Source organism: Leisingera sp. XS_AS12 (genome assembly GCF_041224635.1).
In the GTDB taxonomy this organism is placed as follows: Bacteria; Pseudomonadota; Alphaproteobacteria; order Rhodobacterales; family Rhodobacteraceae; genus Leisingera.
This window is the reverse complement of the sequence record NZ_JBGFGM010000128.1, coordinates 160,373-185,026: the sequence shown is the minus strand read 5'-3', so window position 1 is coordinate 185,026 and position 24,654 is coordinate 160,373. Positions and strand designations below refer to the sequence as shown.

Below are 24,654 nucleotides of genomic sequence, written 5' to 3'. Positions count from 1 at the left end.
CTTCCGTTACCGCTCCTCCGCGACGGTATCTTTCAGAGAGACCTTGATCGCATTGTTGCGGATCACGATCTGACCGGGCAGCAGCTTCTGCAGCACGTCTGGATTGCGGGCAAAGGCGGCGTTTGTTTCACGTGCACCATTCAGCAGCGCAATCAGCGCCGGCGAGGAAGCGGCCACGAAATGCTTTGATTCCGCCTCATCGGCAAAGGCGGTGGTATCGATGAATTCAATCGGCAGGTCGCTGATTTCCTCGATGCTGGTGAGGTTGCCCAGCCGGCCGCGGTTGTCCAGCCCCCGCAGGCGCTGGGACAGGGTCAACACCCGGTCCTTGCGGGAGGAGAAGATCAGGAAGGGCTGCGGCACTTCGGCGAATTTCTCCATCTGCGACTTGAAGACGTCCACATCCAGATCAGGCGACATCAGGATCACGCCGCCAAGATGGCGTGCGGTCCAGCCGGGCGACTTGATCTCGATCTGGCGCAGCGTTTCCATCGTCAGGAAGCCACCCATGGAATGCGCCACCACGATGACCCGGCGCGCGCCTGAGTGTTGCAGGCTGCGCAGAAGATGTTCCAGACCATCACGCGAGTAGAGTGCGCTGTCGCCGTCATAGGCATAGCCAAGCGCCTTGCCCTTGCTGGGCCAGGAATAGATGACCGTGGCCCCGGGAATTTCGATGTCATGGGTCAATTGCGCCGCGCGAAAGGCGGTTTCGGCCTGGGTCGAGTTGTAGCCATGCACAAAGACGGTCACGTCGCGCTGATCGGCGGGCAGCTTGGCCAACTCACGACGCAGCCGGGCGGAAAACGCGGCTTCGCTCTCGAACTGGCGCCGGCCGGCCATGGTGAATTCGGTTGCCGGATCGGGGTCCGAGTAGCCGAATTTCAGGGAGCCGGGCTTGTGTTCCGGCGGGATCGAGACGGTCAGTTCCAACAGGCTCATACCGTCGGACCGCTGGGCACCGAAATTGCCATTTGGCAGCGCGCCACGGTTGGTCGCGGCAAAGACAGTCTTCGGGGTACCCAGTTCCAGCGCTTCCGGCACCGTCGGGGTGAAACTCCTATCCGTGCAAGAGGCCAGCAGCAGCAGGATACCGCAGGCAAGACGCAGCGCAGTCATGTTTCACCCTCAATAAATTGGCGGCAGGCTACTGCACCTGCCGCCAATGTCAAAGCGTATGAATGTGAAACCGCGCCCTTACAGAACGTAGCGGCTGACATCAGCCGAGCGTCCCAGCTCACCCAGGTTTTTCATCACGAAGGCGGCGTCCACGGTCACGGTTTCACCGCCTCGATCCGGCGCGGTAAAGGACAGTTCCTCGAACACCCGTTCCATCACCGTGTAGAGACGCCGCGCGCCGATGTTCTCGACCGTCTGGTTCACTTCGGCCGCGATGCGCGCCAGCGCTGCAATGCCGTCTTCGGTGAAGGTCACGGTGACCTCCTCGGTCTCCATCAGCGCCGTGTACTGGCGGGTCAGCGCGTTGTCGGTTTCCGTCAGGATGCGTACGAAGTCTTCTTCGGTCAGGGCGCGCAGGTTGACGCGGATCGGCAGCCGACCCTGCAATTCCGGCAGCAGGTCCGACGGCTTGGCGATGTGAAATGCGCCGGAGGCGATGAACAAAATGTGGTCGGTCTTCACCGGTCCGTGCTTGGTGCTGACGGTGGTGCCTTCGATCAGCGGCAGCAGATCGCGCTGCACGCCCTCGCGGCTGACGTCGCCGCCGCGGGTTTCCTGGCGCACGCAGACCTTGTCGATCTCGTCAAGGAAGACGATGCCGTTCTGCTCCACCGATTCCACCGCGGTGCGGGTGACGGTTTCGTCATCGAGGAGCTTGTCGGCTTCCTCGCTGATCAGGATTTCATAGCTTTCGGCGACGGTCAGCTTCTTGCGCGTGGTGCGCCCGCCCATGGCCTTGCCGAACAGGTCGCCCAAGTTCAGCATGCCCATGTTGCCGCCCGGCTGGCCGGGGATTTCGAACATCCCCATCGGGTTGGAGGTATCGGCGACGTCCAGTTCGATCACCGTGTCGTCCAGCTCGCCCGATTTCAGCTTCTTGCGGAACATCTCGCGGGTGGCTTCGCGCGCGTCACTGCCGGCGATCGCCTCCAGCACCCGGTCCTCGGCCGCCTTGTGGGCATTGGCCTTGACCTCCTCGCGCATGTATTCGCGGGTCTGGGCGATGGCGTTGTCGACCAGGTCACGGATGATCTGCTCCACATCGCGGCCGACATAGCCGACCTCGGTGAACTTGGTGGCCTCGACCTTGATGAAGGGGGCACGGGCCAGCTTGGCCAGGCGGCGGCTGATCTCGGTCTTGCCGACGCCGGTGGGGCCGATCATCAGGATGTTCTTCGGGTAAACCTCGTCGCGCAGGTCATCATCCAACAGCTTGCGCCGCCAGCGGCTGCGCAGGGCGACCGCAACGGCGCGCTTGGCTTCTTTCTGGCCGATGATGAAACGGTCCAGCTCCGAGACGATTTCGCGGGGTGTCAGATCGGTCATGGGTATCTTCGCTTCAATGAGAGGGGGGCAGCCGGTCTAGCGGCAGCACGTTGGAGAGGGGCGCAAGCAGCGCGGCGCGGATGCGGCTCCAGAAGGCGCCCAGGATGACAAGAACAAGGCCCAGCACCAGGATGGTCATCGCAGCGCCGTCGCTGCTGAACACGGTGCCGGCCAGCGTCACGCTGTAGCCGATCGCGGCGATCAGGAACGACCGCCGGTCGATCACGATGGCGACCAGCGCAAAGAACAGCAACACGCCCAGCAGCAGCAGATTGGCGCTCTCGGTGCCCTTTGCCAGCAGGCTCAGCGCGATGGTGTTGACCAGTGCGGGCGCGGCAACCACATGCAGCCAGAACCCCTGGGCAGAGCGCCGGGTGACGCGATGCGGATCGCTGAGATCAAAGACCATCGCCATGGCAAAGACCGCAAGCCCCACCGCCAGGGTGATCCAGGCAAAGGGGCCGCTGGCGGACAGCAGGAACAGATCGCCGAGGCTGGCCGGGGTGCCGGCCCGGATCGCGCCCATCAGCAGCGCGAGGCCAAAGACGCCCATGGCGATCAGCGCCATGGCGAAGGGCACCCGGAAACGCAGCCAGAACAGCGCCACCGCCGCCGTCGCCAGCGCGAAGGGCAGCGGCAGGCTGGTGAAATCGTTCTGCGCAATCATGAAGGGTTCGGCAAACTGCGCGGTCAGGCCAATGCCGGCATTGGCGGCCCACATCAGCGACAGGGCAATCGCCGGCGCGATCATGCGGCGGCGGCGGATGAAGTATTCCGCCAGCCCCCATAGCACCGCCGCGCCGAGGGCGGCGGAATAGACCGCCTTGGCCTGGTAGCCACCGACCGAGCCGGCGAGATCCACCGCGGTCACGCCGGCCCAGCCCGAGGCCAGGATCAGCAGGCCAATGACGATGAAGATCTCGTTGAACCCCTTGAACAGCTCAAAAGGTTCGTCGCCCGGCGCCAGATTTTCGCGCGCGCCGCGGCGGCTGTGGGCCAGCGCCATCAGCGTCGCCGCCTGAGCCTCGGTCAACAGGCCCGAGCCGACGGCGGCGCGCAGGTCGTTCTGGTCCAGCTGGGTCACCTCAGCGGTCCCCGCCGATGGTTTCCACGGTCAGGTTGCCATTGGTGTAGACACAGATATCGGCGGCAATCGCCATCGCCTCGCGGGCGACGGTTTCGGCCGATTTGTCGCTGTCCATCATGCCGCGCGCCGCTGCCAGCGCGAAATTGCCGCCCGAGCCGATGGCGGCCACGTCATGTTCCGGTTCCAGCACGTCGCCGGCGCCGGTGATGACGAACATGTCGCTGCCGTCGGTGACGATCAGCATCGCCTCCAGTTTCTGCAGGTACTTGTCGGTGCGCCAGTCCTTGGCCAGCTCGACGCTGGCGCGGGCCAGCTGGCCGGGGGTTGCCTCCAGCTTGGCTTCCAGCCGTTCCAGCAGGGTAAAGGCATCGGCGGTGGAGCCGGCAAAGCCCGCCACCACGTCAAAGCCGCCCGGCGACAGGCGGCGTACCTTGCGCGCCGTGCCCTTGATGACTGTTTGTCCCAGCGACACCTGACCGTCGCCGGCAATGACCACCTGGCCATCTTTCTTGACACCGATGATGGTGGTGCCGTGCCAGCCGGGAAATTGATCGTCTGCCATGAATGTCTCCGTTTGTTGCCCCTTATATGGCCGTAACCCCGCGCCGGTACAAGTGAACCCCAGCCGTGGCCGGTGACGGCCGGCAGGCCGCTGCCGGGTGGCGACCGTTGCTGCCATGCAGCGAACGCAGAGCGGGGCTGAGAATCCAGCAATTGTGGGACTCGGCCGCAGGTCCTAAATCAGCCTCACAACCGGCACAGGGTCGGCTGTTTCTTTGAAGGATATGCGCAAATGACGACCGCGAACATCTACGCGCCGCTCGGAGCAGTCACCGTTCTCCGCGTGGTTGATGCCATCTTGAATGCCAAGAGCAACCTGATCGAGTGGAACGAAAGCCGCCGGACCCGCAAGCTGCTGTCGCAGCTGTCCGATGCACAGCTGGACGACATTGGTCTGACCCGTTCGGACATTGCGGCGCTGTAAGCAGTCACCTGCTCGCGCCTGTATCAAGAGCCGCCCCGCATGGGCGGCTTTTTTCATGTCTGCAGCCCGGATTTTGTTCGCTGGCCGCAGTCGGCGGCAAATAAAGTCGCAAATAAAAAGGGCTGCCCGCGCGGGACAGCCCTTTGATGGTCCGGTTTCGGTGCCGGATCAGATGGATTCTTCGATCCAGCTCTGCAGGGCGGCCTTGGGTGCAGCGCCCGCGCGGTTCGAGACGACCTGACCATCCTTGAAGATGAACAGCGCCGGGATGCCGCGCACGCCCATGGCCGCAGCGGCGTTGGGGTTGTTGTCGACATCGACCTTGGCAATCTTGACCTTGCCGTCGAATTCCGCGGCCAGCTCTTCGAGAGCGGGGCCGATCTGCTTACAAGGGCCGCACCATTCGGCCCAGAAATCCACCACGACGGGGATATCGGAGTTCTTGACTTCAGCGTCAAAGGTGGCGTCGGTGACGGCTACGGTGGACATATGCATGTCTCCATGAGTGTGTGGCAACTGGAGTTGGAACCTAGGTACGGCTTTACGGATCGTCAAGGTTCCGCGTAGCGTCGCAAGGCCGCAATCACGAGCTCGTGCGGCAGTGGCATCAGCTGCGCCGTCCGGGTCCACAAGATTGCGGTTTCGATCGCCCGCTCCGGATAGATCTGCGCCAGCGCATGGGCATAGGCGCCCATCTGGCGCAACAACCCTTCGGGACACTGCTGCGGTGAGGCCGGCACGGTGGCATTGGATTTGAAGTCCACCGCCAGCACCCGGTCCGGGCCGACGATCAGGCGGTCGATCACCCCATGTATTCGCACCCCGTCCAGATCCGCGCTCAGCGGCACCTCGGCCAGGGCCTCGGCGGCAAAAACGGGCGTCAGCGCGGGCTGGTTCAGTACCGCCTGCGCCTCGGCGAGCAGCTCGGCGCTGTCGGCTGCATCCTGCAACAGGTTCTGCGCCAGCTGCGGCCAGCTCTCGTTCGGCTGGCCAGGCAGGTGCTCCAGCAGCAGATGCAGGCGGCTGCCGCGGGATTTGGCGGCGTCCTCGTCCAGGCCTTGTTCGCCGGGCAGCGCCTTGGCGCCGCCCAGATCAGACGGGCTGATCGCGGCCGCCGACGCCACGTAGGGCGCGGCCGGTTTGCGGAACAGCTCCGGCAGGCTATGGGTAACGGTCTCGGCAGTCGGCGGTACCACCAACGGTAACCCGTCCCAGTCGCCGTGATGCAGCCGCAGACCGGTCTGCCCACCCAGATCGCATTCGACCGCACCTCCGTCCTTCATGGCGGTTTCCACCATGCGGTACCAGCTGTCCCCGGCCTCGCCGACATCGCCGGCCGCAGCCACGATCAGCCACTTTTCCGCCCTTGTCAGAGCCACATACAGCAGCCGCAGGCGTTCGTTCTGCAGCTTCTCCTGCGCCGCCTCGCGCGCCTCCTGCATGGCGGTCGGCATCTGCTCCTTCGGCAGCCGCCAGACCGGTGTGCCCTCGGCCAGCATGATTTCGGCATCGCTTGGCGCGCGCCGCTTGCCGGTATCCGGCAGGATCACGATCGGCGCCTCCAGCCCCTTGGAGCCATGCACCGACATCACCCGGATCATGTTGCCGGCCGCGCCCATCTGCCGCTTGATCTCCAGATCATCGGTCTGCATCCACACGAGGAACCCGGTCAGGCTGGGCACATCGGTGCGCTCATAGGCCAGCGCCTGCGACAGCAACGCGTTGATGCCGTCCTCGGCTTCGGTCCCCAGCCGCCCCAGCAGTTTCTGCCGCCCGCCGTGTCGGGTCAGAATGCGTTCGATCAGGTCGAAGGGACGCAGGAAATCGGCATTGGCGCGCAGGTCGTTCAGCACCGCCATGGTTTCGGGAAACTCCGCCGCGCGGGCGCGCAGGGCCGGCCACAGGTACCTGTCCTCCCGCCGGTGGGCGAGGTCGAACAGCGCCTGCTCGCTCCAGCCGAACAGCGGCGATTTCAGTGCCTCAGCCAGCGACAGAGAGTCTTCGGGCAGTGCCAGAAAGCGCAGCAGCGCCGCGATGTCCTTCACCGCCAGCTCCGCCCCGACCTTCAGCCGGTCGGCGCCGGCGATGGGCAGCTCGGCATTCTTGCAGGCGCGGATGATTTCCGAGAACAAATCCGAGCGCCGCTGCACCAGGATCAGGAAGTCGCCCGCCTGCACTGGTCGCCGACAAAAGCTGCCGGGGCTGTCGCCATCTTCGGGAATGGTGACGCCGTCCGCGATCATCTGCTTGATCGACTGCGCGATGCGCTCCGCCAGGATCACGGTGTGATGGCGGCTGCTGGGACGGTCGACCGGGCTGGTCCAGTCGGGATCCTCGTCGTCCTCGACCTTCTCGACCACCGGCCACAGGTCAACGCGGCCCGGCAGGTCGGATTTGAAGGCATGGTGCAGCGCATCCGGGCGAAAGCCGGCGCGGGCGCTGTCGCGGAACACCAGGTCCACCAGTTTCAGGATCGCGGCGGAAGAGCGGAACGAGAAGTCCAGCGAGGCATCCTGCAACCCGGCCCCGGTTTCCGCCAGCCGCCGTCCGAATTCCTTCTGCATTCGGTCAAAGGCATCCGGGTCGGCCCCCTGGAAGGAATAGATCGACTGCTTCTTGTCGCCGACCACGAAAATCGTGCGCTCCACGTCCGAGCGCGCGCCCTCGCCGGCGGTGAATTCCTGCGCCAGCTTCTCGATCACGTCCCATTGCACCGGGCTGGTGTCCTGCGCCTCGTCCACCAGGATGTGGTCGATGCCGCCGTCCAACCGGTACAACACCCAGGCGGCGACGCCGGGGTCGTTCAGCAATTGCCGCGCCTTCAGGATCAGATCGTCAAAGTCGAGCCAGCCGCGCAGCTGCTTGCGGCGCTCGTACTCCGGCAAAAAGGCGGCGGCGAACCGGTGCAGATCGTGGCTCTTGCGCACCGCCGTCAGCGCCAGCCGCCGCGCGCGGGCGTCCTCGACGCGGCGCATCAGCGGCTCCAGCCGGTCCATCAGCGCCACATTGGCTTCGCGCAGTTTCTTGGTCGGGAACTTGCCGATCTTGGCGGTGAACGGCTCCTTGGCGCCGGCGCCAGTCAGAAAAACACTCTCTAACACGGGTAAATCCGCCAGTGTCGGTTCGCTGATGCCGGCCAGCTTGTCGGCTGCGCGCTGGTCGGTGGTGCCGCCTTCGGCCAACATGGTGCGGGTGGCTTGCAGCAGCTCCGCCTCGCCCCCCAAGAACACCAGCGCCTCCAGCGCCGCCTCGTCAAAGCCCTCGGGCAGGCCGAACAGCTCCAGCAGCCCGTTCCTGTCCACCGGTTCGGCAAAATCGGCGCGGCGCTGGCAGACGGCGGCGGTCAGCGTCTCGAAATCGCTGTCGCTGACATGGCGGGTCAACGCATCCAACAGCTCCGCCTGCGGCCCTTCGGCAAAATCCTCCATGATCTCGGCGCGCAGCAGCTGGCCTGCGCGGTCGTCCATCTCGGCAAACTGCGGGCTGACGCCGGCCTCCAGCGGAAAGCGGCGCAACAAGGAGGCGCAGAAGGAGTGGATGGTCTGGATCTTCAGCCCGCCCGGGGTTTCAATTGCGCGGGCAAACAGCGTGCGCGCCTGGGCCAGTTCCGCCGGCCCGGTGCTGACCTCGCCCAGATCGGTGAGGGCGGCGATCAGCGCCGCATCGTCCAGCATCGCCCATTCGCCCAGCCGCTTGAACAGCCGGTTCTGCATCTCGCTGGCGGCGGCCTTGGTGTACGTCAGGCACAGGATATGCTGCGGCTGCACGCCCTTCAGCAACAGCCGCGCCACCCGGTCGGTCAGCACCTTGGTCTTGCCCGAGCCTGCATTGGCCGCCAGCCAGGTCGAGGCATCGGGACGCGCGGCGCGGAACTGCGCCTCGGACGCCTTGTTGCGGGTCATCATGCCAGATCCTCCGGCTGTGGTGTGGCGCTGCGGTCCCATTCGCCGTAGCGGGCCAGGTGGTCGTAGTCGCCGGCAAAGTCGTCCTTATGCACCATGCGGCGGCTCGAATAGCCTTGTTCAGGCTCGAAATAGGCACTGATCAGGGTACGCAGATCGTCCCAGATCTTGGCCGGCGGCTCGTCCTCCAGCGGCGCGCGCACCTCGCTCAGCTTGCTGCCCAATCCGATGAACAGCGCGCGGGCGACCTCGGCGGGACCGATGTCGGCAAAGGCGCCCTCCTCGGCCATCGCGGCCTCGATCAGCAGCTGCTTTTCGAACTTCTTCTGCTGTGCTTCCGAAGGCGGCGCGCCGGTCTTGTAGTCGTAAAGGTGCAGAAAGCCGCGGTCGTCCATGTCGATGCGGTCGGCGCGGCAGGCGATGGTGAAATCCAAGGGATCCAGCCGGGCGCTGCCCTCGGCCTCAAAGGCGACAGGCCGTGCGCGGGACTGGCGTTCGCGTTCGGCCAGCACGAAATCGGCGGCGATCCGGCGAATGCGGGCCTGCCACAGGATGCGCGCCACAGGCCAGGGCACATGTTCCTCCAGCAATTCGCGGGAGGCGGCGGTCAGGGCTTCGGGCGTCAGTGTTTCGGGCGCCTCCAGACTGTCGCGGATGAACTTCTCGAATACCTCGTGCACGACGATGCCGCGCAGCAGCGCGTCCGGTTCCTGCACCAGCGGGTTCAGCGGTTTCAGTCGCAGCACGTGTTTGGCATAGATCGCGTAAGGGTCGCGGATCAGCCGCGGAATCTCGGTGATCGTCAGCCGCCGCGGCCGCGCCGCAACCGGCGGGCGCGGCGAGGGGCGCGGCGCCTGCGGGATCGGTGTCGCGGCCTCCAGCGCCTCGGCCCAGCCCAGCCATTGCGCCCCGCGCGCACGCATCTGCGCCAGCGCCTCGGGGCCACCCTGGTCCGGCAGGCCGGACAGCAGGTTGGTCATCCGGTTGAGCCAGCGCGACGGCACCGTGTCGGCCTCCTCGCTGCGTTCCGCGCGGGTCAGCCAGACCTCGGGCGCGGCAATGGCCTGCTGGAAGTCATGCGCCGACAGGCCGATGCGGCGCTCGGGCAGCAGCAGCCCCGCCTGGTTGCGCAGCTGCCGGTTCAGCCAGGGGTCGGGGGCGGCGGCCTCGGGCCAGCTGCCCTCGTTCAACCCGCCGAGTATCACCAGATCGGCCCCCTGGACGCGGGCCTCCAGCGTGCCCCAGATCATGATCGAGCCATATGGCGCATCGCGGTCGCGCACCTCTCCCTGGCTCAGCAGCGCGCCCAGCAGATCGGCAAAGTCGCGTGCGGTCATGGCGCCGCCGTATTCCGCCTCAGCCTGCAAATTTTCGATGCAGGCCAAGGCTTTCTGACCTGCCTTCTTGTCCCATAGCGTGCCCGAACCCGCGGCCTGGCTGCCGGCGGCGAGCCGTTCCGCCAGCGCGCGCAGGCGGGCAACCCAAACGCTCAGCGGCTGCTCGCCGGGTTGGTGCTGGCCGGCAAAGCAGTCCGCCAGCCAGTCTGTCCAGCCGGGTGTCACGCTGCGGCCTTCGCCGAATTTGGCAAAGGTTGCAGCGTCCGGGAAGGGCGGGCCGTTGCGGCGCAGGTGCAGTTCCAGCTCGCGGGTCTGGCGCAGGTGGTCGCCGCGGGCGGCCCCGTCATGGGTCAGCGGGTGCTTCAGCAGCGTCAGCAGCGCGTCACTGGCCAGCGGCTTGCAGAACAGCCCCGCCACATGGCGCAGGAACCGGCCCGGCGGCGACAGCTGCAACGGCTGGCCGGCGGAATCATCGGGCAGGATGTCCCAACGGTCCAGCGCCGCCGCGACCTGCCGGGTCAGCATCCGGTCGGGGGTGATCAGCGCCGCGGTCTGGCCGTCCTCCGCCGCCTTGCGCAGCCGTAGCGCGATCGCCAGCGCCTCGGCGCGCGGGCTGGGCGCCTCGACCAGGGTGACGTCCCGGGTGGCAGCATCAAGGCCGGTCAGCTGCGGCCCTTCGCTCATCCAGGCGTCGGTCACCGGGGCAGGGCGCAGCGCCAGCGACAGGAGCCGGTTGCGCGGTGGCGAGGCGGGCTCGCAATCGGTCCAGCGCTGTACATCACCTGGCGCAAGCTCCAGATCCTTCATCAGCTTGTGGAACCGGTACTGCGGGTGGTCTTCGGAGATCATCGGATCATCCAGCCCGGCCCAGACATGATCGGGCTGGTCAAAGTCGAACCCGGGCAGGATCACTGCGCCCTGCGGCAGCCGGGCAATCGCCTCCATCAGCATCAGCGTGGTGCCGCGCGAGCCGGTGGAGCCGGCGAGGATGATGGGGTGCTGCGGCGGGTTTTCCTGCCATTGGTCGATCAGGTTCAGAACCACCTGCCGCTGCCGAGCCTGCGCGTCCATGGCGCCGTCATGCAGGCCGGTGAACTCATCCGCGATGCCGATGAAGGTCTGGGCGCGGGCCCAGTGGCCGGACATGTCAGAGACATCCAGCTGCCGGATCGTATCGGTGCTGACGCCCTCGCCCTGCATCTCGTCGATCAGCGCCGCCAGGCTGTCGGACAGATCGTAAAGCGAGGCGCGCGCCGCAAGGTCGGGCTGCGCGTCGAGCAGTTTCGCGATCAGCTGCGACAGCTCCAGCCGACGGCGCAGGGGCGGCAGCGGCGGCGGCAGCCCGTCCAGCGTGGCGCGCTGGGCAAGGTCGGTCAGCATCAGCATCCGCGGCAGCAGCCGCGGTGGCCCCTGGTCGAACAGCATCCGCACCCGCCGCGCCATGCGGGCGGTGTTGACGATCAGCTCCGCTCGCGCCAGCGCCTCGGGCGGCTGGCCCTCGCTGCGCCGACACAGGCCGGTGACCAGCGCACGGGGGAAATCGACGCCGCAGGGCACGGCAAAGACACGTGGTTTTGGGGTCGGGTCAAACATCATCGGCAGCAATCAGATCCTCGGCCAGGGTGATCCCTTCGGGGTGGCCCACATCGCACCAGCGGCCGGGATATTCCAGCGCAAACAGGCGGTTGTTCTCGGCCATCCGGTTCCACAGGACATTCAGCGAGAAAACACGCTCCGCGACCGCGTGCAGCGCATCGGTTTTCAGGATCTGCACGCCGCCATAGACCAGATCGCCGCCGCGGCTGATGCGCCCCTCGCGGTCGGCGGAGAAATCGCCGCCGCCCTTGCGCCCAACCGCGCGCGCCAGCGGCACGCAGACCAAAAGCGCATCCATCCGCACCGGGTCCCAGGCGTCACGCGCCAGCTGCAAGGGGTTCGGCCCCTTCCAGATCGCGTCGGTGTTCATGGTGAAGACCGGCCCATTCCCCAGCAGCGGCAGCGCCGCGCGCAGCCCGCCGCCGGTGTCGAGGATCTCCTCCGCCTCATGGCTGATCTGCACGCTCCGCGGCTCCAGATAGGCGCGCAACGGCTCTGGCATGTAATGCAGATTCGCAACAATGCGCTGCGGGCGCAGCTCCTCGGCCAGCGCCAGCGCATGGCCGATCAGCGGCATGCCCGCCACTTCAATCATCGGCTTGGGGCGGTCGCGTGTCAGCTCCCGCATGCGGGTGCCGAACCCGGCGGCAAACAGCATCACGGCGTCAGGCGTGCAGGGCATCAGGGCTTCAGCCTTTCGAGGTTTTCGGGCGTCGGGGCGGGCAGGGCGCTGCGCAGCATTTCTGCCGTCGGCGCCATCGCCGGATGCTCCAGCCCGCGCATCAGGTGGTCCCAGACCCGCGGCATATAGCCGAGGTATTGCGGCTTGCCGTATTCGCGGCTGAGCCGGGCAAACACCCCGAGGATGCGCAGGGCGCGCAGCACGCCCAGCACCGCATAGGCGGTGCGGAAACCGGAGCCGTCGACGCCGGTGGCGGCGATGTAGCGGTCGATCATCTGCATCTCGATGGCGGCGGGCACGTCGCGGCGGGCGTCCTGCAGCAGCGACATCAGGTCAAAGGCGCGGTGGCCGGCGCGGGCGTCCTGGAAATCCAGCATGCCGACACGGGCCACGCCCGCGCGGTCCGGCAGCCACAGCAGGTTCTCGGCGTGAAAATCGCGCTGCACCAGCACCGCATCGCCATGCAGCGTGTCGCGCAGGATGTCTTCCAGTTGGTCGGTGAATCGGGCCTGCAGGCGGGCATCGGGCGCGCCAAGGATGGCGTCGCGGTACGCGGGCAGGACCAGCCCGGCCAGTTCCGCCAACACCCGCGGGCCATAGGGCTCCAGCTTGGGCAGGGGGGCTGCGTGCAGCGCCACCAGCGCATCCGTCGCCGCGGCATAGAGGGTCTGTTCCAGCTCCGGCTGGCGGCGCACGACGCGCGCGAACAGATCGTCCCCCAGATCCTCCAGCAGCAGGAACCCGTTGACCTCATCCTGCGCCAGAATCTCTGGCGCGCTGAGGCCCTGTTCGCGCAAGTGTCTGGCAATGCGGACAAAGGCGGCAATGCTCTCGCCTTTTTCGGGCGGTGCATCCATCAGCACCACGCTGCGCCCCTCGGCACTGCGCAGCCGCTCATAGCGGCGATTGGAGGCATCGCCGGCCAGTGCGCCGCGCTGCCAGTCGGCATAGGGGGTCTGCGCCAGGAACTGGCGGCACAGGGTCTCGCGCGGGCTCATGCGGTGATCCTTTCGATCAGCGGCTGCCACTTGGGGTCGCTCCACGCGAACTGGATATCCCGCTGATCGTCCGCGCCGGGGACCAGCGACAGGGTCAGATGCAGGGCATGGGCGGGGGTCAGCTCGGCCAGCCGATCAGGCCATTCCACCAGGCAGATCGCGTTCTCGAAGGCCTCGGTCAGGCCCAGCTCTTCCAGCTCGTCCAGCGATGACAGCCGGTAAAGATCGCTGTGCCACAATTCGCCCGCGGGCACGTCATAGGTCTGCACCAGCGTGAAGGTGGGCGAGGGCACATCCTCGGGCACGTCCATCAGCGACTGGATCAGGTGGCGGCAGAAATGGGTCTTGCCGGCGCCGATCACGCCCTCCAGCAACAGGCAATCGCCGGGGCGCAGGGCTCCGGCGATCGAGGCGGCCAGATCGGCCGTTTCTTCGGGTGAATTCAGCCTGCAGGCCGCGGTATGTCTCGTCATTGCGGTACAATGGCGTTGCCGCGAAGCTGCTGCAAGCGGGTTTCGACCCTAGCCCTGGCTGATGGCGGGGAAGCGTTCCTGATCCGTCGGCAGCACATTGGTTTCCGGGGTGCGGAAGCTGACCATGGTGGCCCCGTTCTGGATCGCCGAGACCTTGCAGATCAGCTTGGTGCCGTCGCGCAGTTGCACGCGGGACCACCAGGCATCGCGGGCCTCGCAGCCGGCCACGAAGTCGCGAATCTCGCCCCAGACCGGGGTCGGGGTGCTGGTGTCCTGCCAGATGCGGCTGGCATCCATGATCGACACCTTGGCAAAGGTTGCATCCGGGTCCATCCGCCACAGTTCGCGATAGGCGCTGTTGGAAAAGCTCATGGTGCCATCGGAGGAGAACACCGCGATCGCCTCCTCCATCTGGTCCATGATCGACTGGCCCACCTCCAGCTCGGAGCGGAACTGGCGCGTCAGGGTCACTTCGGCGGTGATGTCCTCGAACAGGAAGGCGACGGCGCCATCGGGATGCGGACGGCCCGACACCTTGTAGACGGAGCCCGACGGCAGCGACCAGGTTTCCTGGTAACGACCTTCTGCGGCGGCCTCCAGCAGATCCGCCATCTGGTGGCGCCAGCTGGAATAGCTCTTGGGCTCCGGCATCATCCGCTGATCGCGCAGGCGGTCAAAGAAGGTCAGCAGGTTGGGCCGAGAGGACAGGAAGTTGGCCGGCAGCGCGGTCAGGTCGATCAACACCGGGTTGAACAGCACCAGCTGACGGTTGCGGTCAAAGATCGCGAGGCCGATCGACAGCTGGGCAAAGGTCTTGGCCAGGGTCTGCACGAAGTTGCGCTGCGCCACCTCGGCATCGACCACCGCGTTCACGTCGACCGCGTGGCACAGCCAGCCGGCCTCGGTTTCGGTGGTCGAAACGTTGTACCACAGTTTCTTCTGGCTATCGGGCAGCGGGATGCTGATCCGCTCCGGCTTGCCGCTGGTCATCGGATCCTCGAGGTCGGTAAACAGCGGCTGGGCAAAATCGGCATCGCGGCCGCGGATCTTCTGGCTCAGGTCATCATAGGCGAGGTTCGACCAGGTGACGTTGCCTTCCTCGGACTGCAGCCAGACCGGGTAGGGCGCCTGATGCACGGCGGCACGCAGGGTGGTCAGCTCTTGGTCCAGCGTCTTGTTCTTGTCTTCCAGGTCGCTGCGGCGCAGCTGGACGCGGGTGACGCCGTCGATCCATTCGCAATGGGCCTCGCGGTTTTCGGCCGAGGCGGTGCCGGACAACACCAGGGGGCCGACATCCCGCAGGAAACCGGGTGACTGTGGCAGGCCGGGATAGCTGCGGGACAGTTGATCGCGCAACATGCTCCAGTCAAAGTTCTCCGCCTGGTCGCCGATGAACTTGCGGGCGCCCGAGGACCAGCCGATCAGGCTGTTGTCATCAAACAGGAAAACCGCATCGCTGCGGCTGTCGCCGACCAGCAGATCATGCTCCATACCGCGGCGGCGAGGATTGGGCGACAACCACCACACCGCAGCCGCTGCCGTTGCCGCACAGAGGGCCACCAGTCCAAACCATTCGATCGAAGCGAAATTCTGCATCTTGTCCTGCCCAGTTCAGATCTCGTTTACCGGTATGGTGCGCTAATAAAGGTTAATTCATGTTTAATTGGTTGCCTAAAAGTGAATAGTTAAATTTCTAAAGGTAAATTTTTCCCAATGACAGGGCCGCCATCCTCCATCGCGTCGATTTCCTTGCGCGGCCAGGTGACGGTGACCACCGCGCCGCGGCGGTCGGTGGCGTGGTCGGCCTCGCGGCCATTGGCGAATCGCAGCCGTGCGCCGGTGCGTTCCAGCAGCGTCTTGGCGATGAACAGACCCAGGCCCATGCCTTCGTATTCGGGGCGTTGATGGTGTTCGCTTTCGCCCTTGCGCCGCCGCACGAAAGGATCGCCGATCCGCCCCAGGAGCTGCGGCGGAAAGCCTTTGCCGTCGTCGCTGATGCGCAGCACGATGGTGTCATCATCCCAGGCCGCGGTGATCCAGACCGTGGACTGCGAGAAATCCACCGCGTTCTGCACCAGGTTGCGCAACCCGTGGATGATCTCCGGCTTGCGCAGCACCGTCGGCTGCTGAAAGTCCCCGCCTTCCAGCGGTGCTTCGTCATAGAGCACTGCCTTGCCGCGGTGCATATGCGGCTCGGCGGCCTCGTTCACCAGGGCCGAGAACGGTGCCTGGCGCAGGTGCAGATCGTCATTGCCGGCGCGACCCATGCTGCGCAGGATGTCGCGGCAGCGGTCGGCCTGCGCACGGATCAGCGCGGCATCCTCGCGCAGGTCGGGGCGGTCGTCCAGCTCCTCGATCAGCTCGGCGCTGGTCAGCTTGATGGTGGCCAGTGGCGTGCCCAGTTCATGCGCGGCGGCGGCCACGACGCCCCCCAGATCGGTCAGTTTCTGTTCGCGCGACAGCGCCAGCTGGGTTGCGCTCAGCGCGTCGGACATCAGCCGCATCTCGTTGCTGACCCGGAACGAATAGGCGCCGATGAACAGGATGGCGATGACGATGGCGATCCAGTTGCCGAAGATGAAAACATCCGGCACCCGCAGGACGAACCCGACCTCGGTGCGCAGCGGCAGGTGGAATTCGGCCATCAGCGTCACGAGGATGATCGCGGTGGCACCGATGATGAGGGTCGAGCGCAGCGCCATCACCGCCGCCGAGATCGTCACCGGCCCCAGCACCAGCAGCGCGAAGGGGTTGTTCAAGCCGCCGGTCAGATACAGCAGGAAGGCCAGCTGGAGGAGATCGAACAGCACCATCAGGAAGTTCTCGAACTCCGTCAGGCGCTTGTTTTCCGGAAACGCGAAGATGGCCACCAGGTTGCCGACCGCAGAGACGCCGATCGCCAGGTAGCACAGCAGCAGCGGCAGCTGCAGTTGAAAGTGGTACTGGGCAACGGCAATCGCCGCCAGCTGGCCGGTGATGGCGACCCAGCGCAGCAGGATCAACGTGCGCAGGCGGATCCAGTTGCTGTGTTCCTGCCCGCTTGTCAGCCGGAATAGGCGGTTGATCATCGGCCTGGGTGCTCCCGTAGATGTGACGCCGTGCAGCAGTTGCATCGGCCGCATTTCTTGATAGGTCTGCCGCCGACAACGATCAACAACCCTTGCCTGACCATAGGTGTGACCACATGACCCGTCTTTATGCAATTCTTGCCGCTGTTTGCGTTGCCTCCCTGCTGGGCGCCGGGTGGTTCCTGACCCGCACCGAGGACAGCGGCGACGGGTTGGCACAATGTCGCAGCAGCCAGATCGCGGCGGGCGGCGACACCATTGGCGGCCCCTTCGAACTGGTCAATGCCAAGGGCGAAACGGTCACCGACAAGGATGTGATCACCGAGCCGTCGATCGTCTATTTCGGCTACACCTTCTGCCCCGACGTCTGCCCGATGGACGCGGCCCGCAACGCCGAAGCGATCGATGTGCTGGCCGAGCGCGGCTACAGCGTGACGCCGGTATTCATCTCGGTCGATCCGGCCCGCGATACGCCCGAAGTCGTTGGAGAATATGCCGAAAATCTGCATGAAAAGATGATCGGCCTGACCGGGTCGGAGGCGCAGGTCAAGGCCGCCAGCCAGGCCTACAAAACCTACTACCGCAAGAACGAGGGCGATGACGACTACTACCTGGTCGATCACTCCACCTTCTCCTACCTGGTGCTGCCCGAGCAGGGCTTCGTCGAGTTCTTCCGCCGGGACGAAACCCCCGAGCAGCTGGCCGACAAAACCGCCTGCTTCATCGAAAACAGCTGAGGCGGATAGCTGTTTGACCTTTTCCCTCGCCCGGACATACTCTGGCGAGACTTTGAAACCTACGCGGAGGACCGGGCATGACGGAAACTGCTCTGCAGGAGATCGGGCCGGACAAATCGCTGCTGCTGGTCGATGACGACGAGCCGTTCCTGCGGCGTCTGGCCAAGGCCATGGAGAAGCGCGGATTTGAGGTGGAGACCGCAGGTTCGGTTGCCGGCGGCAGCGCCATCGCCACCGCCCGCCCGCCGGCCTACGCAGTGGTCGACCTGCGGCTGGAAGACGGCAACGGCCTCGACGTGGTCGAGGTGCTGCGCGAAAAACGCCCAGACAGCCGCGTGGTGGTGCTGACTGGCTACGGCGCCATTGCCACCGCGGTTGCCGCGGTCAAGATCGGCGCCACCGACTACCTGTCGAAACCGGCCGATGCCACCGACATCATGAACGCGCTCCTGGCCAGCACCGACGAGCTGCCGCCGCCGCCGGAAAACCCGATGAGCGCCGACCGCGTGCGCTGGGAGCACATCCAGCGCATCTACGAGCTCTGCGATCGCAATGTGTCAGAGACCGCGCGGCGCCTGAACATGCACCGTCGCACCCTGCAGCGGATCCTGGCTAAGCGCAGCCCGCGCTGATCCCGAACCTCTGCTGTCCGCCTTTGCGGCAGGCGCCCGAACCGCGCCTGTCGGCCTGCGGGCAGGTGTTGCGCGGCCGGCGCACGCTGCCTTTACGCGGTATTCTTCGATGTCTGTCATGGTCGGGCTTGATCGCGGTCAACGCCGGGCCTGACACTCCCGGTCTTTCTTGGAAACGGATCCGCAGGTGCGGGCCGTGCAGAGACAACGTTTAGCACGCGGGCGGATACGCCCGTCCACCTCCGCCCCGTGGCGGCGCCGCCATTCTTGCCTTGCTTCACATCCGGCAGGGACCCGGCAGCATACAGCAGTACTGAAAGACGCGTTGACCGACCGGGCAGAGGCCTTGGGCGGACCGCGCTGTTACATCTGTGCGATCAGCTGGTGATGCCGCGCCACGAAATCCTGCCGCACTTCGACCGGCGGGCGCAGGTGAATGTCCAGGCTGCCGGTGATCTCCGCGTTCGGGCGGCCAAAGAACTTGGTCGCTTCGGCTTCTGAAAATCCGGCGATCTGCACCGCTTCCATCCAGGCGCTGACCTTGTCGGCGCGCTTGATCTGCGCCTTCACGGTCTTGGGTAGCGCTGCGGGCAGGCCAAAGCGGATGTGGATCGCGGCCGTCAGCCGCTGGTCCAGCTCACCATAGCCGGGGCCGACGGCGGCTTTGACCGGAGAGATCATGTCGCCGATCACATATTCCGGCGCGTCATGCAGCAGCGCCGCCAGCCGCCATTTCACCGGCGCCTTGGGCTGCATCCGGGTAAAGATCTCCTCGACCAGCAATGAATGCTCTGCCACCGAATAGGCGAAATCGCCCCGCGTCTGCCCGTTCCAGCGCGCCACAAAGGCCAGCCCGTGGGCGATGTCCTCGATCTCGATATCCATCGGGGTCGGATCCAGCAGGTCCAGGCGGCGGCCGGACAGCATCCGCTGCCAGGCGCGGGCAGGTTTTGCGGGCATGAATTTCATCCTGATCACTGTGACATAAGGCCGTGCCTACCCGCTGATCGGGGTGCGGGCAATGGTCCTGTCGCGCGCGGGACGGACCGAAACCGCAGGCCACCATACGCGGTGTTTATACCGCGTGAGTTTGAAACCGGCGCTGTTCGACCCAATATCATTGGTATGAAGGGGCTCCGCGCCCCCTTTCGCGGCAACCCCTTTTCCTCACGTGGCATGCACAGGAAAGGAGATTGCCATGTTCAAGCGCATATTAGGGGTATCACTGTTGTTCGGTATGGCTGCGACCGCACCGCCTGCCCTGGCAGCCAGCTGTGGCGACCGCACCGCCATGACGGAAAAACTGCAATCGGGATATTCCGAGCGGCTGACCGCCGGCGGATTGCAGACAACCCGGCCCCAGGCCACCGTGATCGAGGTCTGGTCATCCGATGAAACCGGTACCTTTACCGTTCTGGTCACGCATCCGAATGGGATCAGCTGCGTCGTGGCGACCGGCTCCTCGTTCTTCCATATTCCGGACTCCGAAGCCGATCCGGGAACCCCCAGCTGACGTCTTGCGCCCCTCTGGCGCGGCCAGTTTGCCTCGGTGATTTTGCCACCGCGGCGTATCTTCGCGACTTTCTGAACATCCTGTCCAGGTTGGATGCCGGGCCGCCGTGTCCCGGTTGCGGGTATCTTCGTTGAATATAAACACCTGCGGTGCTACGCCCTGCTGCAAGTGAACTCGTAACCGGAATGGAGCAAACTATGGCCGGGGATTATATCGTCAAGGACATCTCGCTGGCAGCCTATGGCCGCAAGGAGCTGGACATCGCCGAAACCGAAATGCCGGGGCTGATGGCCCTGCGCGAAGAATACGGCGACAGCAAGCCGCTGAAGGGCGCGCGCATCGTCGGCTCGCTTCACATGACCATCCAGACCGCGGTGTTGATTGAAACGTTGGTGGCGTTGGGCGCAGACGTGCGCTGGGCGTCCTGCAACATCTTCTCGACCCAGGACCACGCCGCCGCCGCCATCGCCGAAGCAGGCATTCCGGTCTTTGCCGTCAAGGGGCAAAGCCTTGAAGAACATTGGGATTACCTCGACAAATCCTTCATGTTCCCGGAAGGTCCGAACCTGATCCTGGACGACGGTGGCGACGCCACCCTGTACGTGCTGCTGGGCGCGCGCGCCGAGGCCGGCGAAGAGATCATTCCGGTGCCGCAGTCCGAAGAAGAAACCGTCATCAAGGCGCAGATCCAGAAACGCATGAAGGAGTCGCCGGGCTGGTTCACCAAGACCCGCGACGCGATCCTGGGCGTCTCCGAGGAAACCACCACCGGCGTTCACCGCCTGTATGATCTGCAGAAGAACGGCCAGCTGCCGTTCCCGGCGATCAACGTCAACGACTCGGTCACCAAGTCGAAGTTCGACAACAAATACGGCTGCAAGGAATCGCTGGTCGACGGCATCCGCCGCGCCACCGACACCATGATGGCCGGCAAGGTCGCCGTGGTCTGCGGCTATGGCGATGTGGGCAAGGGCTCTGCCGCCTCGCTGCGCGGCGCCGGCGCGCGCGTGAAAGTGACCGAAGCCGACCCGATCTGCGCCCTGCAGGCCGCGATGGATGGCTTCGAGGTGGTGCTGCTGGAAGACGTCGTCTCCTCCGCCGACATCTTCATCACCACCACCGGCAACAAGGACGTGATCCGCATCGAGCATATGCGCGAGATGAAGGACATGGCGATCGTCGGCAACATCGGCCACTTCGACAACGAGATCCAGGTCGCAGCGCTGCGGAACCACAAGTGGACCAACATCAAGGACCAGGTCGACATGATCGAGATGCCCTCGGGCAACCGCATCATCCTGCTCTCTGAGGGCCGCCTGCTGAACCTTGGCAACGCCACCGGCCACCCGTCCTTCGTGATGTCGGCCAGCTTCACCAACCAGGTGCTGGCCCAGATCGAGCTGTGGACCCGCGGCGACAAGTACGAAAATGACGTCTACATCCTGCCCAAGCATCTGGACGAGAAGGTCGCCCGTCTGCACCTGGGCCGCATCGGCGTCAAGCTGACCGAGCTGACCCCCGAGCAGGCCGCTTATATCGGCGTCAAGCCCGAAGGCCCGTTCAAGCCGGAACACTACCGTTACTGACGGGTCCTACCCGCACAAAAAAGGCGTCGCCGGAGCAATCCGGCGGCGCCTTTTTCGTTCAGGGGCCGATCGATGGCGCAGCCGGATTGTCCCAGGGTGCCGTCGGGCCTGCACCATTTGTCTCGCATTGTCGGGGTTATTGCTTTGCGGAATCGCGGGCAGATGGGGTATCACTTAGGAACCGGCCAGGACGGCCAGGAACCAGATTTTCAGACGCGTGTGGTGGATATGGGCACGCGGGGTGGAAAGGGAAGGTCCTGTCTGTCCGCAGGGTCTTCCCTTTTTCAGTTTCAGTCGTTGGCTTGCGGCGCGGTCGTTTGCGACGGCAATCGCAGCGCTCTCAGAACAGGGTCAGCACCAATCACGCCGCCGCACAGGCCAGCGTGGCATAGCCGCCGTCGATCACCGTCAGCATCACGGGACGGCCGCCATAAAGGTTGTTCAGCGCGATCCACGGGGTGATGAAGAACAGGCCGATTCCCAGACCGCTCACCAGCCCGGCGCCCAATGTGTCGATGCCCGACAGGGTGAAGACATGGCGCATCATGCCCACCACGATCAGCTGCAATACAAAGGCCAGCGCGTATGTCATCGGATTCTGGCTGCCCTTGGGCTGCCCGTCCGCGTCGCATTCCACGCCGGAGGCCGCGATCCAGGGCTTGGCCAGCGCGCCGTAGTAGCCGGCCCCGATGCCAAAGGACACCGCTGTCGCGACAATCACACTTAGAAATTCCATGTCGTACTCCCCAATGGTTTCAGCCACTTGCGGAGTAGAGTGCCAGATCAATCCGGATCTGTCTGCCCCAGCGCGCAGATGGCCTGCCATTCGGCCTCGGTGACCGGCTGCACCGACAGGCGGGAGTTCTTGACCAGAACCATCTCCTCCAGCCGCGGATCCATCTTGATCTGGTCCAGGCTGACAGGCTTGGCAAAGCTGCGCACCGCCTTGATGTCGACGCACTCCCAGCGGTCGTCCTCGGTGGTGCTGTCGGGATGCGCCTCGGCGCAGACCTCGACGATGCCGACCACGGATTTTTCCTTCTGCGAATGATAGAAGAACCCGCGGTCGCCCAGTTTCATCTCGCGCATGAAGTTGCGCGCCTGGTAGTTGCGCACGCCGTCCCATTCCTCTCCCGCGTCACCCTTGGCCTGCTGGTCCTGCCAGCTCCAGGTGGAGGGTTCGGATTTGAACAGCCAGTAGCGCATCAGCCGATGACCTTTTTCCAGGTGATCAATTCGACAGCCTCGAACAGGCCTGCCTTGTTGTAGGGATCATTGTCGGCCCAGGCCTGGCCTGCCGCCATGTCCTCGACGTCCAGAATAACCAGAGAGCCGGCCATATTGCCATCCTGATCCAGCAGCGGGCCAGCCTGGGCGACCACGCCGGTGTCCTTGATATAGGCCAGATGGGCCTCGCGGTTGTCCAGACGGGTCTGCAAATGGCCGGGTTTGTCACGGGCGATCAAGGCGATGAGCATTTTATTCCTCTTTTAGCGGTCTTTTAAGTAAATGGGCCGCTGCCTCCTCGATCGTCAACTCCTGATCCAACAAATTGGTTACCGTCCGGGTGATCGGCATCTCCAGGTTCAGCTTCTCGGTCTGCGCCGCCACGGCGCGGGCTGTGGCCGCGCCTTCCACCGTGAGAGAGGCATCAAAGCTCTCGCCGCGCCCGATCGACAGGCCCAGCCGGTAGTTGCGCGACAGCTCCGAGCTGCAGGTCAGCGTCAGGTCGCCAAAGCCCGACAGCCCGGCCAGCGTCTCGGGCCGCGCGCCGCAGGCCAGCGCCATGCGCTGCATCTCGGCATAGCCGCGGGTCATCAGCGCGGCGCGGGCGCTGTCGCCGAGGCCGGCCCCGATGACGGCCCCGCAGGCGATGGCCATCACGTTCTTCAGCGCGCCGCCCAGCTCGGCGCCGATGGTGTCGGTGGTGCGGTAGAGCCGCAGGTTCGCGGTGGTCAGCTTCTGCTGCAAGTCGCGGCCACGGTCGGCATCTGCGCAGGCCAGCGTCAGCGCGGTCGGCAAGCCACGGGCGATGTCGGCGGCAAAGCTCGGCCCGGTCAGCAGCGCTGGGGCGGCGTCCGGCAGCACATCGCGCATCACAGCGATCGGGCCCAATCCGGTGTTCAGCTCGATCCCCTTGCAGCAGGCAACCAGCGTCTTGCCCGCCAGCAGGCTGTGGTGGTCAATCAGCGCGCCGCGCAGCTTTTGCATCGGCACCGCCAGCAGCAGCACGTCGGCGGCCGCCGCGGCCTCCAGATCAGCGGTGATGGTCAGCGCCTCGGGCAGGGTGACCCCCGGCAGCCGGGCCGTGTTGCAGCGGTCGCGTTGCATTTCTGCAGCGGCCCCGGCGTTGCGCGCCCACAGGGTGACCGGCCCGTTTCCGGCCAAAGAGATCGCCAGCGCGGTGCCGAAGGCCCCCGAGCCCAGAACCGAAACAGTCATGCCTTTGCTCCCTTGCGGCCCGATCCGATCAGCGCCGGGCTTGCCGTGTCCAGCGGCCAGCGCGGCCGTGCCGTCAGGTCCAGCCCGTCGCGCGCGCCCGCCCGGAAGCGTTCCATCCCGGCATAGGCGATCATCGCCGCATTATCCGTGCACAGTCGCAGCGGTGGTGCGGTGAAGGCGGCTCCAGCCTCGGCGCAAACAGTCTCTAACGCGGCGCGAATGGCGGTATTTGCCGCCACGCCGCCGGCCACGGCGACCGTGGGCTGGGCCGGGTTCTCGTCCATGTACAGGCGGATCGCGCGGCGGGTTTTCTCTGCCAGCGTGTCCACCACCGCCGCCTGGAACCCGGCGCAAAGATCGGCGCGGTCCTGCCGCGTCAGCCCGCCCTTTTCTGCCGCGACCTGGTCGCGCATCCGCATCAGCGCGGTCTTGAGGCCCGAGAACGACAGGTTGCAATCGGGCCGGTCCAGCAGCGGGCGCGGAAAGCGGAAGCGTTTGGGATCGCCGCCTTCCGCCTCGGCCTGCACCGCAGGGCCGCCCGGCTGCGGCAGGCCCAGCAGGCGCGCGGTCTTGTCAAACGCCTCACCCGGCGCATCGTCGATGGTGCCGCCCAGACGGGTGAAATCCTCAGGCCCGCGCACCAGCAGGTACTGGCAGTGCCCGCCAGAGACCAGCAGCATCAGATAGGGATAGGCAATGCCATCGGTCAGCCGCGGCGTCAGCGCGTGGCCCGCCAGGTGGTTGACCCCGACCAGCGGCAGCCCGGTGGCGGCGGCGATGCCCTTGGCGCACATCACGCCCGACATCACGCCGCCGATCAGCCCCGGCCCGGCGGTGACGGCGACCGCATCCATGTCCTTCAGCGTCAGGCCGGCCTCGGCCAGCGCATCGCGCACGCAGATGTCGAGCTTTTCAGCATGGGCGCGGGCGGCGATTTCCGGCACCACGCCGCCAAAGGCGCTGTGCAGCTCGGTTTGGCCGAACACGATCGAGGACAGAACCTCGGGCCGGGCGCCTTCGGCCTGCCGGACGACCGCGGCGGCGGTGTCGTCGCAGCTGCTTTCCAGCCCCAGGATGGTCAGGGTCTTTGTCATGGTGTTACCGTTGCATC

The 24,654-nt window shown here is 65.6% G+C and carries 23 protein-coding genes; 5 read left to right on the top strand and 18 right to left on the bottom strand.

Annotation, left to right across the window (positions count from 1 at the left end; translation table 11 throughout):
• Positions 1–6: 6 nt before the first annotated feature.
• From AB9K35_RS22885 to hslV, 4 genes are all read right to left on the bottom strand, one after another.
• On the bottom strand, positions 7–1,119 hold the full coding sequence (locus AB9K35_RS22885) for an alpha/beta hydrolase (protein ID WP_369929722.1): 1,113 nt from the start codon (positions 1,117–1,119) through the stop codon (positions 7–9).
• Positions 1,120–1,197: 78 nt separating this feature from the next.
• Positions 1,198–2,505 carry an ATP-dependent protease ATPase subunit HslU gene (hslU, locus tag AB9K35_RS22880; protein WP_222454365.1) on the bottom strand — a complete coding sequence of 436 codons (1,308 nt, stop codon included), beginning with the start codon at positions 2,503–2,505 and terminating at the stop codon, positions 1,198–1,200.
• 13 nt (positions 2,506–2,518) lie between these two features.
• A complete protein-coding gene (locus AB9K35_RS22875) occupies positions 2,519–3,589 on the bottom strand; it encodes a hypothetical protein (RefSeq protein ID WP_369929720.1) in 1,071 nt (356 codons plus the stop codon).
• A 1-nt stretch (position 3,590) separates the two neighbouring features.
• On the bottom strand, positions 3,591–4,154 hold the full coding sequence (hslV, locus tag AB9K35_RS22870) for an ATP-dependent protease subunit HslV (protein WP_369929718.1): 564 nt from the start codon (positions 4,152–4,154) through the stop codon (positions 3,591–3,593).
• Between the two features lie 231 nt (positions 4,155–4,385).
• Between hslV and AB9K35_RS22865 the strand changes: the two genes are divergently transcribed.
• Positions 4,386–4,577, top strand: coding sequence for a DUF1127 domain-containing protein (locus AB9K35_RS22865; protein ID WP_222454362.1), 192 nt, complete (start codon positions 4,386–4,388; stop codon positions 4,575–4,577).
• 168 nt (positions 4,578–4,745) lie between these two features.
• On the opposite strand, the gene trxA is transcribed toward AB9K35_RS22865, so the two are convergent.
• The 8 genes from trxA to regB form a co-directional block, all read right to left on the bottom strand.
• Positions 4,746–5,126 (bottom strand): thioredoxin, encoded by a 381-nt coding sequence (gene trxA, locus AB9K35_RS22860; protein WP_222454692.1) that lies wholly within the window; start codon positions 5,124–5,126, stop codon positions 4,746–4,748.
• Between the two features lie 2 nt (positions 5,127–5,128).
• Complete coding sequence (gene addA / locus AB9K35_RS22855; RefSeq protein ID WP_369929716.1) at positions 5,129–8,482, bottom strand: double-strand break repair helicase AddA; 3,354 nt, start codon at positions 8,480–8,482, stop codon at positions 5,129–5,131.
• Positions 8,479–11,412 (bottom strand): double-strand break repair protein AddB, encoded by a 2,934-nt coding sequence (gene addB / locus AB9K35_RS22850; protein ID WP_369929714.1) that lies wholly within the window; start codon positions 11,410–11,412, stop codon positions 8,479–8,481. The genes addA and addB overlap by 4 nt, the downstream gene beginning before the upstream one ends.
• A complete protein-coding gene (locus AB9K35_RS22845; protein WP_369929712.1) occupies positions 11,402–12,094 on the bottom strand; it encodes a nucleotidyltransferase family protein in 693 nt (230 codons plus the stop codon). Before AB9K35_RS22845 ends, addB begins: the two co-directional genes overlap by 11 nt.
• A complete protein-coding gene (locus tag AB9K35_RS22840; protein ID WP_369929710.1) occupies positions 12,094–13,092 on the bottom strand; it encodes an aminoglycoside phosphotransferase family protein in 999 nt (332 codons plus the stop codon). The genes AB9K35_RS22845 and AB9K35_RS22840 overlap by 1 nt, the downstream gene beginning before the upstream one ends.
• Entirely contained in the window at positions 13,089–13,565 is a 477-nt protein-coding gene (tsaE, locus tag AB9K35_RS22835) for a tRNA (adenosine(37)-N6)-threonylcarbamoyltransferase complex ATPase subunit type 1 TsaE (protein ID WP_369929708.1), read from the bottom strand. The genes AB9K35_RS22840 and tsaE overlap by 4 nt, the downstream gene beginning before the upstream one ends.
• Positions 13,566–13,613: 48 nt before the next feature.
• On the bottom strand, positions 13,614–15,161 hold the full coding sequence (locus tag AB9K35_RS22830) for a PAS-domain containing protein (RefSeq protein ID WP_369929706.1): 1,548 nt from the start codon (positions 15,159–15,161) through the stop codon (positions 13,614–13,616).
• 89 nt (positions 15,162–15,250) lie between these two features.
• Positions 15,251–16,633: a sensor histidine kinase RegB gene (gene regB, locus AB9K35_RS22825; RefSeq protein ID WP_222454355.1), complete on the bottom strand. Its 1,383-nt coding sequence runs from the start codon at positions 16,631–16,633 to the stop codon at positions 15,251–15,253.
• A 116-nt stretch (positions 16,634–16,749) separates the two neighbouring features.
• On the opposite strand from regB, the gene AB9K35_RS22820 reads away from it, so the two are divergent.
• Together AB9K35_RS22820 and AB9K35_RS22815 are read left to right on the top strand one after the other, a co-directional pair.
• Positions 16,750–17,370: an SCO family protein gene (locus tag AB9K35_RS22820; protein ID WP_222454354.1), complete on the top strand. Its 621-nt coding sequence runs from the start codon at positions 16,750–16,752 to the stop codon at positions 17,368–17,370.
• A 77-nt stretch (positions 17,371–17,447) separates the two neighbouring features.
• The gene (locus AB9K35_RS22815) at positions 17,448–18,002 is read left to right on the top strand and encodes an ActR/PrrA/RegA family redox response regulator transcription factor (protein WP_222454353.1); all 555 of its coding nucleotides are present in this window, start codon (positions 17,448–17,450) and stop codon (positions 18,000–18,002) included.
• Between the two features lie 363 nt (positions 18,003–18,365).
• Here the strand turns inward: AB9K35_RS22815 and AB9K35_RS22810 are convergent, their stop codons facing one another.
• Positions 18,366–18,962, bottom strand: coding sequence for an HD domain-containing protein (locus AB9K35_RS22810; RefSeq protein WP_222454352.1), 597 nt, complete (start codon positions 18,960–18,962; stop codon positions 18,366–18,368).
• Positions 18,963–19,200: 238 nt separating this feature from the next.
• Between AB9K35_RS22810 and AB9K35_RS22805 the strand changes: the two genes are divergently transcribed.
• Together AB9K35_RS22805 and ahcY are read left to right on the top strand one after the other, a co-directional pair.
• Complete coding sequence (locus AB9K35_RS22805; protein ID WP_369929702.1) at positions 19,201–19,515, top strand: hypothetical protein; 315 nt, start codon at positions 19,201–19,203, stop codon at positions 19,513–19,515.
• Between the two features lie 197 nt (positions 19,516–19,712).
• Positions 19,713–21,101 (top strand): adenosylhomocysteinase, encoded by a 1,389-nt coding sequence (ahcY, locus tag AB9K35_RS22800; protein ID WP_222454350.1) that lies wholly within the window; start codon positions 19,713–19,715, stop codon positions 21,099–21,101.
• A 361-nt stretch (positions 21,102–21,462) separates the two neighbouring features.
• On the opposite strand, the gene AB9K35_RS22795 is transcribed toward ahcY, so the two are convergent.
• The 5 genes from AB9K35_RS22795 to tsaD are packed head-to-tail and all read right to left on the bottom strand — an operon-like array spanning position 21,463 to position 24,637.
• Positions 21,463–21,837, bottom strand: a complete 375-nt coding sequence (locus AB9K35_RS22795; RefSeq protein WP_369929700.1) for a DUF1761 domain-containing protein — start codon at positions 21,835–21,837, stop codon at positions 21,463–21,465.
• Between the two features lie 47 nt (positions 21,838–21,884).
• Positions 21,885–22,307, bottom strand: a complete 423-nt coding sequence (locus AB9K35_RS22790) for an EVE domain-containing protein (protein ID WP_369929698.1) — start codon at positions 22,305–22,307, stop codon at positions 21,885–21,887.
• Entirely contained in the window at positions 22,307–22,579 is a 273-nt protein-coding gene (locus tag AB9K35_RS22785; RefSeq protein ID WP_369929696.1) for a YciI family protein, read from the bottom strand. The genes AB9K35_RS22790 and AB9K35_RS22785 overlap by 1 nt, the downstream gene beginning before the upstream one ends.
• 1 nt (position 22,580) lies before the next feature.
• Positions 22,581–23,543 carry an NAD(P)H-dependent glycerol-3-phosphate dehydrogenase gene (locus tag AB9K35_RS22780; protein ID WP_369929694.1) on the bottom strand — a complete coding sequence of 321 codons (963 nt, stop codon included), beginning with the start codon at positions 23,541–23,543 and terminating at the stop codon, positions 22,581–22,583.
• A complete protein-coding gene (gene tsaD, locus AB9K35_RS22775) occupies positions 23,540–24,637 on the bottom strand; it encodes a tRNA (adenosine(37)-N6)-threonylcarbamoyltransferase complex transferase subunit TsaD (RefSeq protein WP_369929692.1) in 1,098 nt (365 codons plus the stop codon). The genes AB9K35_RS22780 and tsaD overlap by 4 nt, the downstream gene beginning before the upstream one ends.
• Between the last annotated feature and the right edge of the window lie 17 nt (positions 24,638–24,654).